The 12,808-nt window shown below is 30.1% G+C and carries 12 protein-coding genes and 1 pseudogene; 9 read left to right on the top strand and 4 right to left on the bottom strand.

Going from position 1 to position 12,808, the window contains the following annotated elements:
- The 6 genes and pseudogenes from AACZ53_RS10325 to AACZ53_RS10300 form a co-directional block, all read left to right on the top strand.
- A pseudogene (locus AACZ53_RS10325) lies at positions 1-722 on the top strand (arginase); the annotation flags it as partial.
- 150 nt (positions 723-872) lie between these two features.
- Positions 873-2,240, top strand: a complete 1,368-nt coding sequence (gene gldK / locus AACZ53_RS10320) for a gliding motility lipoprotein GldK (RefSeq protein WP_339837959.1) — start codon at positions 873-875, stop codon at positions 2,238-2,240.
- 69 nt (positions 2,241-2,309) lie between these two features.
- The gene (gldL, locus tag AACZ53_RS10315) at positions 2,310-2,957 is read left to right on the top strand and encodes a gliding motility protein GldL (protein ID WP_339837957.1); all 648 of its coding nucleotides are present in this window, start codon (positions 2,310-2,312) and stop codon (positions 2,955-2,957) included.
- Positions 2,958-3,014: 57 nt separating this feature from the next.
- Positions 3,015-4,559, top strand: a complete 1,545-nt coding sequence (gene gldM / locus AACZ53_RS10310; protein ID WP_339837954.1) for a gliding motility protein GldM — start codon at positions 3,015-3,017, stop codon at positions 4,557-4,559.
- Between the two features lie 43 nt (positions 4,560-4,602).
- Complete coding sequence (gldN, locus tag AACZ53_RS10305; RefSeq protein WP_339837951.1) at positions 4,603-5,511, top strand: gliding motility protein GldN; 909 nt, start codon at positions 4,603-4,605, stop codon at positions 5,509-5,511.
- A gap of 69 nt (positions 5,512-5,580) precedes the next feature.
- Entirely contained in the window at positions 5,581-6,639 is a 1,059-nt protein-coding gene (locus tag AACZ53_RS10300; RefSeq protein ID WP_339837948.1) for an FAD-dependent oxidoreductase, read from the top strand.
- 45 nt (positions 6,640-6,684) lie between these two features.
- Here the strand turns inward: AACZ53_RS10300 and AACZ53_RS10295 are convergent, their stop codons facing one another.
- Positions 6,685-7,074, bottom strand: a complete 390-nt coding sequence (locus AACZ53_RS10295) for a DUF983 domain-containing protein (RefSeq protein ID WP_339837945.1) — start codon at positions 7,072-7,074, stop codon at positions 6,685-6,687.
- 67 nt (positions 7,075-7,141) lie between these two features.
- On the opposite strand from AACZ53_RS10295, the gene AACZ53_RS10290 reads away from it, so the two are divergent.
- Positions 7,142-9,049 carry an ABC-F family ATP-binding cassette domain-containing protein gene (locus AACZ53_RS10290; RefSeq protein WP_339837942.1) on the top strand — a complete coding sequence of 636 codons (1,908 nt, stop codon included), beginning with the start codon at positions 7,142-7,144 and terminating at the stop codon, positions 9,047-9,049.
- Positions 9,050-9,266: 217 nt separating this feature from the next.
- Here the strand turns inward: AACZ53_RS10290 and AACZ53_RS10285 are convergent, their stop codons facing one another.
- A complete protein-coding gene (locus AACZ53_RS10285) occupies positions 9,267-10,277 on the bottom strand; it encodes an 8-amino-7-oxononanoate synthase (protein WP_339837940.1) in 1,011 nt (336 codons plus the stop codon).
- 373 nt (positions 10,278-10,650) lie between these two features.
- Here AACZ53_RS10285 and AACZ53_RS10280 point away from each other — a divergent pair, with 373 nt between their 5' ends.
- Both AACZ53_RS10280 and AACZ53_RS10275 read left to right on the top strand, forming a co-directional pair.
- The gene (locus AACZ53_RS10280; protein WP_339837938.1) at positions 10,651-11,118 is read left to right on the top strand and encodes a hypothetical protein; all 468 of its coding nucleotides are present in this window, start codon (positions 10,651-10,653) and stop codon (positions 11,116-11,118) included.
- 27 nt (positions 11,119-11,145) lie between these two features.
- Positions 11,146-11,541, top strand: a complete 396-nt coding sequence (locus AACZ53_RS10275) for a hypothetical protein (RefSeq protein ID WP_339837935.1) — start codon at positions 11,146-11,148, stop codon at positions 11,539-11,541.
- A 61-nt stretch (positions 11,542-11,602) separates the two neighbouring features.
- On the opposite strand, the gene AACZ53_RS10270 is transcribed toward AACZ53_RS10275, so the two are convergent.
- Complete coding sequence (locus AACZ53_RS10270) at positions 11,603-12,085, bottom strand: DUF1761 domain-containing protein (RefSeq protein ID WP_339837933.1); 483 nt, start codon at positions 12,083-12,085, stop codon at positions 11,603-11,605.
- 130 nt (positions 12,086-12,215) lie between these two features.
- Positions 12,216-12,668 (bottom strand): KTSC domain-containing protein, encoded by a 453-nt coding sequence (locus tag AACZ53_RS10265; protein WP_026718371.1) that lies wholly within the window; start codon positions 12,666-12,668, stop codon positions 12,216-12,218.
- Positions 12,669-12,808: the final 140 nt, after the last annotated feature.

The following is a 12,808-nucleotide window of genomic DNA, read 5'->3' as shown; positions in this document are numbered from 1 at the left end:
TTGTTGCAGTTGATAGTAAGTTTGATTTTGAAAACATTCAAAATAAAGGATTAGCAGACTCTTATTTGTCAAAAATGATAGTTGATGAGCCTAATAATCTGTTTAATTATTGCAATATTGGCTATCAAACCTACTATAATTCACAAGAAGAAATTGATTTAATTGAAAAATTATATTTTGACGCTTACAGATTAGGAGAGGTTTCTCATAACACAACTATCGCAGAACCAGTGTTTAGGGATGCGGATATTGTTAGTGTTGATATAAGGTCAGTTAAGTCTAGTGATTCAGGAAGTAAAAATCCTTTTGTTCCAAACGGTTTTAATGGAAAAGAAATATGTATATTAGCAAGATATTCTGGGATTAGTGATAAGATTTCATCTTTTGGTATATTTAACCATAATAATACAAAAGAAGAGGCTGTCTTGGTTTCCCAAATAATGTGGTATTTTGTGGAGGGTTATCATTATAGATCTAAAGAATACCCAATAGGAACAAGAGAAAATTTTATAAAATACATTGTTCCTGTTGAAGATGAAGATTTGATTTTTTATAAAAGTAATTATTCAGAGCGATGGTGGATCGAAATTCCATACACTGATTCGAACAATAAGTTAAAGAGAAATACGTTATTACCCTGTTCATACGAGGATTATATTCTTGCCACACAGCAAGAGATTCCAAATAGATGGTGGAAAGCGCAAAGAAAAAATTGTATATAACACAATAATTAGTTGATAATAGCGTTTATTGACAATAAATGTTACGGTTTAAAGAAATTTTGTGATTTTTTTAATAAAGTATTGTTTTTGTCAAATAAAATAAATAGGTTTACGCCCTGAAAAAATTAAAAATTTTAACCCAAATTTAATATGAAGAAGTTCATAGTATTTTCGTTGTTTGTTTCAATCCTTGCAAGTTGTGGAGGAAGTGACAAAGGAGAACTTGTAGGAGTTAAAGGAAAAAAATGGCATCCTGAAAAGCCATATGGTATGACATTAGTTCCTGGTGGAGCATTTATCATGGGTAAATCCGATGATGACCCTGCTAACATGCAAGATGCGCCAACTAAAACTGTAACAGTACGTTCTTTCTATATGGATGAAACAGAGATTACAAACTCAGAATACCGTCAATTTATCGATTGGGTGAAGGATTCAACTATTAGAACAAGATTAGCAATATTAGCAGACGAGATGGGTCAAGCACCTGGTAGTGGAGGTATTGGTGAATTTGCTTTTAATGACGCTGATCCAGCAAATATGTCTCCATACGACAAATACATGTATGAGAACTATTATAGTATTGGTACAGATGATGATCCATTTGCAGGTAGAAAGTTAAACAATAAAAAAGGAGCTCCGAAATTATTTACTGATCCGCAAAAATACCCAGATGAGTATTATGTTGAGGTTATGGATTCAATGTATTTGCCAGCTGCTGAATCTTATAATGGTTTAAGAACTATGGATGTTGCTAAATTAAAATTTAGATATACTGAAGTTGACTTAAATGAAGCAGTAAAACAAAAAGGAAGAAAAGCATTTTTGAAGAAAACAGAACCAGTTGAAATTTATCCTGATACTACTGTTTGGATTAAAGATTTTGCTTATTCTTATAATGAACCAATGCATAATGATTATTTCTGGCATCAAGCTTACAGTGATTATCCTGTAGTAGGTGTGACTTGGAAGCAAGCAAAAGCTTTTTGTGCTTGGAGAACTCTAAAAAAGAATTCTTATATCAAACAAAAGAAAGGTAGAGATTTAATAAATCAATTCAGATTACCAATTGAAGCTGAGTGGGAATATGCTGCTCGTGGAGGTATAGAATCTGCTACTTTTCCTTGGGGAGGACCTTATGCGCACAGTGATAGAGGATGTTTCTTAGCTAACTTTAAACCAAATCGTGGGGATTATGCTGCTGATGGTGCATTATATACTTTAGAAGCTAAATCAATGGAAGCAAATAACTTTAACTTGTATAATATGGCTGGAAATGTTTCTGAATGGACAGAGACTTCGTATGATCCAGGTGCTTATGAGTTTGTTTCTACTATGAATCCAAACGTTTCGGATAGAAAAAACCAACGTAAAGTAATCCGTGGTGGTTCTTGGAAAGATGTTGCTTACAACCTACAAAATGCAACACGTGACTTCGAATATGCAGATTCTGCAAGAAGTTATATAGGTTTCAGAACTGTACAAGATTATATGGGAACTAAAGTTACAGGTCAATAAGAATATTATCAAACTATATATTAAACTTAACTAAAATTAAAAAAAACTTAACTAACTAAAAAATTTATTATGGCAATTTTAAGTAAAAAAATGATGAACTTTGCTTACGGTATGGGAGCAGCAGTAGTAATTGTTGGAGCTTTATTCAAAATTATTCACTTTGAAATAGGACCTTTAACTGGAAATGTAATGTTGACACTTGGTCTTGTAACTGAAGCTATTATTTTTGCATTATCTGCATTTGAACCAGTTGACAACGAATTGGACTGGTCTCTAGTTTATCCTGAATTAGCTGGAGGAGAATCTTCTGGTAAAAAAGCGAAACAAGAAAATCCAGCTGAAGCTCAAGGTTTATTGTCTCAAAAATTAGATACAATGTTGAAAGAAGCTAAAATTGATGGCGATTTAATGTCTAGCTTGTCAAACAGTATTAAAAACTTTGAAGGAGCAGCAAAAAATATTGCACCAACTGTAGATTCAATTGCATCTCAAAAGAAATACAGTGAAGAAATGTCTATGGCAGCTTCTCAATTAGAGTCTTTAAATAGTTTATATAAATTACAATTAGAAAGTGCTAACAGAAATGCTGAAGCTAACAAAGAGATTGCTGATAACGCATCTAAATTAAAAGAGCAAATGCAAAGTATGACTTCTAACATAGCATCATTAAACTCAGTTTATGGTGGAATGTTAACAGCAATGAGCAATAGAGGATAATTGGTTTTATCTATTAAATAAAAATTTATTAATTAAAACTAATTAACACAACACAAAATGGCAGGAGGAAAATTAACCCCTAGACAGAAGATGATTAACCTAATGTACTTGGTTTTCATCGCAATGTTGGCATTAAATATGTCAAAAGAAGTATTGTCGGCTTTTGGAATTTTAAACAATAAGATAGTTGAATCAAATTCTGTTGCTGAAGTAAGAAATTCAGCTTCATTTGCTCAACTAGCTCAAAAAGCAGCTGACCAACCAGGTCAGTTTGGTGAGAAAAAAGTAAAAGTTGAAAAAATCAGAAAGTTATCTGCAGATTTTTCTTCTTATTTAGAAGGATTAAAAGCTGATCTTACTAAGAAATATGAAAGAAAAGAAAATGGTGATTTACCTTTTGAAGAAATGGACAAAGGTGATGATTTAAACGACCTTTTCTTTAAAGGTGATAAAGTTTCAACTAAAGGTCAAGAATTTTTAGATAAAATAAGCAATTACGTTAGTGAATTAAAAAAAGTAGGTGGAAGTGCAATTGCAGCTACCGAAATGAAAAAAATTGAAGAAAGGTTTGCTACAAACCCAGTTAAAAGTGAAAAAGCGGGTACAACTCTTTCTTGGTTAGATTATAACTATAAAGGATTTCCACTTATTGCAAGTATTACAAAGTTCTCTCAATTACAAGCTGATATAAAAACTACTGAAAATGATATTATGGCAGGTATGTTTCAATCTGACTTAATTGCTGCTGCTTCTTTAACAGCTTATCAGCCAATTGTTGTTTTAGATAAAACAGCTTATTTTCAAGGTGAAGCGGTAACTGGTAAAGTTATATTAGGAAAATTTGATCCATCTTTAAAAGCTAAGTCAGTTGTCCTTAATGGGGCTAATTTAAAAGCTGAGTCTGGTCAAGCATCTTTCTCTTTTGGAGCTGGTAATGTTGGTGAAAAAACGATGACAGGTTCATTTAATTTTGATGAAAACGGTAAAGTTATAAGTTTACCTATTAAAGGAAACTATGTTGTTGTACCACGTCCAAATTCAGCTACAATATCTGCTGATAAAATGAACGTTGTGTATAGAGGAGTAGACAACCCTATTACTGTTACTTTTGCTGGTATTTCTGCTGACAAAGTTTCTGCGTCTGGCGCTGGATTATCTTCAGCAGGTGGAGCAGGGAAATATGTAATGCGACCAGGAAGCGGTACTGAAGTTAAAATTACTGCAACAGGAAAATTACCTGACGGTAAGCCTGTTTCTGATGCTAAAATTTTCAGAATTAAAAACTTACCTAGTCCAACTGGTAAAGTTAGAGGAGAAACTGCTGCTATGGGTTCTACATCAAACTTAGAGTCTGTATCAATTACAGCTGTACTAGAAGATTTTGATTTTCCTGTTTCAGTTAATGTAACTGAGTTTACTATAAAAGTTCCAGGTGAGCCAACTATCAAAGTTAGTGGTAACAGAATGGATAGTAGAGCAAGAGCGGCTATCAAAAAAGCTAAGCGTGGTGATGTTATTGTTATCAATAATATTAAAGGTAATTTCGTTGGAATTAACTTAGGTGTTAAACCTGCTTCTGCTTGTACATACGAAATACAATAATTTTACAATATTTGAGTTTTATTAAAAACTAATATTTTATATAATGAATTACAAAAATTTATTTTTAGCATTAATAACATTTGGTACGATTACAGTTTCGGCTCAGTCAAACCTATTAAATGCTAAAACTCCAGACCAGATTGGTAAAAAATCAGAGGCACAAATGAATTCTGATAATGATAAACCTCTACCTTATGGATATGTAGACGATAGAGACGTTTTGTTTGGAAAAACAGTATGGGAAATAATTGATCTTGATGAAAGAGTAAATTTTCCAATGTATTACCCTGTAGATGAGTCTCTAGGAGATAATAGAAAGTCATTATATAGTGTTTTAGTTGCCGGAATTCGTGCTGGAAAAATTTCTGAAGTTTATGATTCTAGTTATTTTACAACAAAAAAATCTTTAAAAGACATAGAAGCTTCTTTAGTAAAAGTAGATACTACTCCAGGTGGTATAGACCAAATGAACGAAGACTATGAAGCTTATAAGTCTGGAAGTAAGGAGATAGATAAGCAATTTATTAATGTTACAGAGCTTAAGTCTCTTGATGTTGATGGATATAGAGTTGTTGGAAGATGGTACTTTGACAAAAGACAAGGAGAATTAAAATACCGTATGTTAGGTATTTGCCCAATTATCCCAGATGTTTATACAATGGGTCAAGAAGAAAAAGATTATATCGATTTGTTCTGGGTATTTTTTCCTTCTGTTAGAGAGGTTTTACACGAAAACTATGCTTTCAATGACAAAAATTCTTCAGCTCCAATATCATTTGATCATTTGTTAAATGCACGTAGATTTAGCGCTACTATTTATCAAGAAGAAAATGTGCAAGGAGATAGAAAAATTAGTGAGTACATGAAAGAAAATGCTCAAATGCAATTATTAGAATCAGAAAGAATAAAAGAAAAAATTAGAAACTTCGAACAAGATATGTGGAGTTACTAAATTGCTTTAAACTTTAAATTATATTAAAACTCTTATCATTAATTTGATAAGAGTTTTTACTTTTACATCATGATAGACTTTATAATAGTAGGAAATGGTTTAGCAGGGATTTGTTTTGCAGAAATTGCAATGCAAAACAATAAATCTGTTTATGTTTTTGATGATAATTCTCAGCCTTCTTCAAAAATTGCTGGTGGATTATATAATCCTGTAGTTTTAAAAAGATTTAGTGAAGTGTGGAAAGCTAAAGAACAATTAGAAATTGCTTTTCCTCTTTATAAATCAATTGAAGAAAAACTAAATTTCAAATTTGATTATAAAATTCCTATTTATAGAAGATTAGCGTCAATTGAAGAACAAAACAATTGGTTTCAAGCTGCAGATAAACCCAATTTAGCTCCTTTTCTAGCTTCTAATTTAATAACTGATGAACTAACTAATATTGAATCTTCTTTTGGTTTTGGTGAAGTATTGGAAACAGGTTATTTAGATATTGCGACTCTAATTAAGTTTTATTCTGAATATATGATCAAATTAAATCTATATTCTTCTGAAAGATTTGATTATAATCAAATCAAATTTGAAGAGGACTATATTCAATATAAAAATCTACAAGCTAAACACATTATCTTTGCAGAGGGTTTTGGATTGCATTCTAATCCATTTTTTAGCAATTTACCATTGGACGGAACAAAAGGTGAATTGCTTATCATTAAAGCGTCTAATCTACAATTAGAAGTTGTCGTGAAATCAAATATATTTATTCTTCCAATCGGAAATGATTTGTATAAAGTAGGAGCAACTTATGATTGGAAGGACAAAACAAACAATCCAACTGAAGAAGGTAAAAACGAATTAGTAGATAATCTAAAAGATTTAATTACTTGTGACTTTGAGATTGTGAAACATTTTGCTGGTGTCAGACCAACCGTTAAAGACAGAAGACCTTTAGTTGGCTCTCATCACAAATATAAAAACATACATGTTTTAAATGGTTTAGGAACGAGAGGAGTAATGCTTGGTCCTTATTTAGCAACACAATTGTTCAATAATATAACGGATAATATTCCTTTAGAAAACGAAATAAACATTCAAAGAATCTATAAAAAAATGAATTTTAAGATCTAATAATTGTTTTTAAACTATAATCTATGTAATGAAGCAGTATTTTACTTACCCTTTATTTTCTTTCCAATCTTTGTCATAAGAAACAAACATGTTGATCCAGATGTTTCTTGCTAATCTCATTATTACTGGCATAAGTCCAACTAAAGTAGCTACAATAGCAATAAATGATGTAATTAATGTGCTGCCAAAGAATACATAAGAAACTATAAAAGCGGCAACTGATAATGCCACCCCTAATCCATAACTAACATACATTGCTCCGTAAAAGAAAGAGGGTTCGATGCTATATCTTGTTCCACAATGACTGCATTTTTCGTGCATTTTGTAGATATTTCCTAAATTATATGGATTTTTGTCCAAATACATGCTTTCTTCATGACATTTAGGACAACTTCCTGTTAAAATACTATTTAGTTTGGATCCTTTTTTTAACATTTGCAAAAATTTTAATCAAAGATACAATAAGAAGGGTTTATCTTTGCAACAATTGTAACAAATTATAATGCTAAACATACACAATTTATCGGTTTCCTTTGGTGGAACATTTTTATTTGAAGAAGTCACTTTTAGATTAGGTGCAGGAGATAGAGTAGGACTTGTTGGAAAAAATGGTGCAGGAAAATCAACCATGTTAAAAATCTTAGCGGGTGATTTTAAGCCAGACTCTGGTGTAATTGCAACCGAAAAAGAAGTAAAAATGGGTTTTCTTCGTCAAGATATAGATTTTGAAGAAGGAAGGACTGTTTTAGAAGAAGCTTATCAGGCTTTTGAAGAAATTAAAAAAACAGAGTTTCGTATAGATGAAATCAATCATCAATTACTGACTAGAACAGATTATGAAAGTCAAGGTTATTCCGAATTAATTGAAGAATTAAGTGATTTGACACATCTTTATGAAATTCTAGGAGGTTATAATTATGTAGGAAATACTGAAAAAATACTTTTAGGTTTAGGTTTCAAAAGGGAAGATTTTAACAATCTTACTTCTACTTTTTCTGGTGGATGGAGAATGCGTATCGAATTAGCTAAACTTTTACTTCAAACTAACGATATTTTACTATTAGATGAGCCAACAAATCACTTAGATATTGAAAGTATCATTTGGTTAGAAGGATTCTTAAGAAATTTTGCTGGAGTTGTTGTTATTGTTTCGCATGATAAAATGTTTTTAGATAACGTAACAAACCGAACCATAGAAATTTCTTTAGGAAAAGCATACGATTTTAATAAACCATATTCGCAATATCTTGAGTTACGTCACGAAATTCGTGAAAAACAATTGGCTACTCAAAAAAATCAATCTAAAAAGATTGAAGAAACTGAAAAGTTAATTGAAAAATTTAGAGCAAAAGCTTCTAAGGCATCAATGGCACAATCACTTATCAAAAAACTTGATAAAGTAGAACGAATTGAAGTTGATGAAGATGATAATTCTGTTATGAATATCTCTTTTCCTGTTTCACAGGTTCCAGGTAGAGTTGTAATCGAAGCAGAAGATGTAACAAAGGCTTATGGTGATAAAACAATTTTAAAAGACATTTCATTATTAGTGGAACGTGGAAGTAAAATTGCTTTCGTTGGGCAAAATGGTCAAGGAAAATCGACTTTCATTAAAGCAATTGTTAACGAATTCAAATATGAAGGAACAATTAAATTAGGTCACAATGTGCAATTAGGTTATTTTGCTCAAAATCAAGCGGAATATTTAGATGGCGAAATTACATTATTAAGAACAATGGAAGACGCTGCAACTGACACCAATCGTGCTAAAGTTCGTGACATGTTAGGTTCGTTTTTATTTGGTGGAGATGATGTAGAAAAGAAAGTAAAAGTGCTTTCTGGTGGTGAGCGTAATCGTTTGGCTTTGTGTAAGTTGTTGTTGCAACCTATTAATGTTTTGGTAATGGATGAGCCAACAAATCACTTGGATATCAAATCCAAAAATGTTTTAAAAGCAGCCTTACAAAAATTTGAAGGAACGCTACTTTTGGTTTCTCACGATAGAGATTTCTTGCAAGGAATGTCTAACTTAGTTTATGAATTCAAAGATCAAAAAATAAAAGAATATTTGGGTGACATTAACTACTTTTTAGAACAACGCAACATGGAAAATATGCGTGAAGTCGAGAAAAAAGACGTAGCTAAAAAAGAAGAACCGAAAACAAATAATAAAGTTTCATACGAAGATCAAAAGAAGAGTAAATCGCTTCAAAATCGATTAAGTAAAATAGAAAGTCAAATAAAAGAATTAGAAATTAATATTCAAAAAGACGATAAAGAATTGGCTTCTAATTACAACAAGTTAATTGAAAACGCAGCTTTTTTCATGGCTTATGAAAAGAAAAAGAAAGAATTAGATAAGTTGTTAGAAGATTGGGAAAACGTTCAAGCAGATATTGATAATATGTAGCTTTATCCAGCTATTCATTACAAGAAAACATCAAAAAACAACATTTTGTTTATAAAAAAAGGAGCTTCTTTTAGTCGCTCTTTTTTTTATACAAAATTATCGTTTTCAGCCGTTTTGCTTTTCATTACTATCTGGGCTATATTTTTCGTAAAATTTCAAATTTTTGTACATTTTTGTAATTCTGAACTTGATTCAAAATCTAACTTTGTGATTGAAATTATTTAAATGGACTTCTTGCTTTCCATTCTGTTTTTGGCTCTAAATAACAAAATAATTGACTAATTCCTTTATCAATTAATCGATTTGAATGTTTCAAGAACCCAAACATTTCTTTAGGTTGTGCGCCAACCGAACTTTTTATTTCTAAGGCAGTTCTGGCAAATACAATTTCTTTAAATTCCTTTTTAATTGAATAAGCAATCATGTCGTACAACATGTTTAAATACAGCATTTTTTCACGTTGAATGGTGTCATCATAGCCTAAAAAATAAGTATCCATTGCTTTACCATTTTTGACTAATGTGTTAAATCCAATCATTTTATCCTTCAAAAAATAGCCATAGAATAAAAAATTATCATCAACCGTATTCTTGAATTCACAAAAGTGATTGTCTGCTAAAAAGAACGTATTAAAAGGTGCGTTTTTCGCTACATGATGGTATAATTCGTTAATTGTATTCTCATATTTTTTAATGTCTTCACAAGATAATTTTCGCTTTTCAACATCAACTATTTTCTTTCTAGCTCTTTTGTATTGGTCTCTGTATTTTTTACTTAAGGCATCTATATATTCTTGCTCGGTTTTCCACTCTTTTGGAATAGAAAACAACATGTTAGGTTGAGTCGTAAATTTGTAATAATCTTTTAAAACCGGAATAAGTTCAGCGGAAGAGTCAGTGTCAAAATCTTTAAAAACAGTCAAATGAACTTTAGTTTTTTGTTCTTTAAATTGAATTTTTAAATCTTCAACGGCTAATTTTAAAATTTCAATGCTTTCAATAGTTGAAATTTTATCTGATTTAGAAAAAGCATTTTGTCCTGTTAGCATGTTATTGCCAATAAATAAAACATGTGAACAATAGTTTTTAAAGACAAAATTTCGAACAGAAGTTTTTATGCAATTGTCTCTTTCGCCAAAGGATTCTAATAAGTTTAAATTTAAAAACTGCGTCAAACTAATTCCTACAAGTATCTCATTTTTAAAGATTCCAATGAAATTACATTGCATATTTGTTGGAGCAGATTTTTCTAAAACCAACAAATAAGCTGTGGATAGAAAAATATTTTTTTGTGCAATTAAATCCCATTCAGTAGGAAGGTTTTTTACTGAATTATATATTTTAAATGTCTTAATAGCTTTTTTTTTTTCAAATATAAAACAACCGTTTCTTATAGTTAATTATTTTAAGGAATTTTTATTATTCTACCGTATATAACTGATGATTGTTTACGGTTTTCCCGTAATAGATAGGAATATTGTATAAAAATTTACGGTTTTCCCGTATTTCTTTAAGGTTTTTGTAAAATATAAGCGGAATCGTTTTTGAGTTAAAAATTAGACTACTACATTAGCAGTATAAATGTCCCTAAATTTATAAATTATGAAAACTTACAAACTATTCTTAATGATTATATTATTGATGTCTTCATCAATATTTGCATCTGTTTCTAGAAACGAAAAAAATGCACTTTTAGATTTGTACACTGCTACAAACGGTGATAACTGGATTAAAAAATGGGATTTTAATCAACCTATATCAACTTGGTATGGAGTTACAGTTGTTGATGATAAAATTGTAAGCATAAACTTGTCTTCCAATAATTTAGTAGGATCAATTCCGAGTTCGATTCAAGATTTAAAATATTTGGAAAGTTTTAATGTTTTTAAAAACAATTTAAAAGGGCATTTTCCTTCAGAATTATTTAAGATTCAAACAATAAAGCATATAAATATATCATTTAATATGTTTACCGGAAATTTACCAGAAAGTATAAGTTTAGCTTCGGGTTTGGTTAGTTTGGAGCTTTTTATGAATCAGTTTTCAGGAAGTTTACCAAACAACATATAAGGTCTTAAGAATCTTGAAATTTTGTCTTTGTTTAATAATAACTTTGAAGGAAATTTACCTAAAGGTTTATATAATTTAAAAAACCTGAAAGAATTGCTTTTAAATAGTAATTTTTTCGTTGGTGAGCTTGATGAAAATATAGCTAATTTAACTAAACTTGAAAATTTAAGTTTATTTGATAATCAATTAAAAGGTACAATTCCTTCTCTAGATAAATTAACTAAATTATCAGCCTTAAATTTATCGTTAAATAATTTTAATGACTTTACTGATGCTACATTGGTTAATTTAGATAGATTTAAATTGCAGATGTACAAAAATAATAATAAAGATAAAATTTTATTAGGTAACAAAGAAACAACTATAATTGTTGCTAATAAAAGTTTAAGAGAAAATCCGGTTACTTTGTCAATTAAAGAGTAGTTATTTCATTGGTTATTAAAAGGGAAGTGTTTTTTTAATGCTTCCCTTTTTTCATTTTTACTTATTTCCAACCGCAAACTATGGCTCCCATTAATGTCATAACAATAATCCAATAACCAGCGGTTACTAAGGTGTATTTCCAAGATTTTTGTTCAAAAAGTGCATTAGTTGCAGCAATTGGCAATGCTAAGAATAGACCCGCGAAAAAACCATGAAAAGCACCGTGTTTAAAAGTTCTAAAAGCATCCATGTAATCAGTCATAAATGCTTGATATGATGGTAGTGCTTTAGTAGTGTCTCCACCTATCATGCCTAAAGCTCCAAATTGATGAATTGTCAACACTTGCATCATAAACGCTAACATAAATGCAAAGATGAAAGTGAATCCAAAAATCTTTAGCATATTGCTTTTTTTTGCTTTCTCATCTGTCATGCCAATTTCATTCATCCAAATTGTTCCAAATACTTTTGGATTGTACCAAATAAATCCAACAACAAAACTTGATAATGCTGCTACTAGAACAGCTAAGAAATTAATTTCCATATTTAATATAATTTATTGGTTAGTATATCAAAGATAGAAAATTAAATAATTAGATAAACAATTGTTAAAATTAGAGCTAAAAAAACCCATAATATTTCTATGATGGGTTTTAAAGTGTATTTTATGTTAATTATTCTGCAGCAACTAATTTACTAGAACTTCTGTATAAAAAGTTTGTATAAACATGTCTTCTTGCAAAACGACTTGGTGATTCAGCATTAACCATTTTTACATAAGTGTTTCTTGGAACACCAAAGTATTCAAACTTAGAACCATCAAGAAATTGAATGTATAAAACAGTTTTGTCCATATAAAAATCTCCGATATTGAAGTTTTTTATAGTCGCTTCGTAAGCGTCTTTTACTTTTTCTTGAGTCTCTGGAGCAATACTAACTAAAAAGTGATACGCTTCAATAACGTTTTTACTTTTTTCTTCAGCAATTAATCTCTCATCTGCATCAGCAATAGTATCAGGATGATCTTCCTTCATATTGTTTCTGTAAATAGTTTTTAACTCTTTTAGAGTAACGTTTTTGTCTACGTTTAATAATTTTCTGTACTCAGCAATTTTTTTAGTATTCATAGTAAAGCAATATAAAAAGTCATGTTTAATTTGATGACTTTCAGGTTTTTATTCAAATTGGGTGCAAATGTAGTTTAATATTTTTATAATTTATAATAAATATGATTTTTTAATATATTAAGAATTATATAACCTAAAAA

The sequence above is a fragment of the uncultured Flavobacterium sp. genome (assembly GCF_963975005.1).
GTDB lineage: Bacteria > Bacteroidota > Bacteroidia > Flavobacteriales > Flavobacteriaceae > Flavobacterium.
Note: the sequence above shows the minus strand (reverse complement) of the source record. Positions and strands in the feature narration are given on the sequence as shown.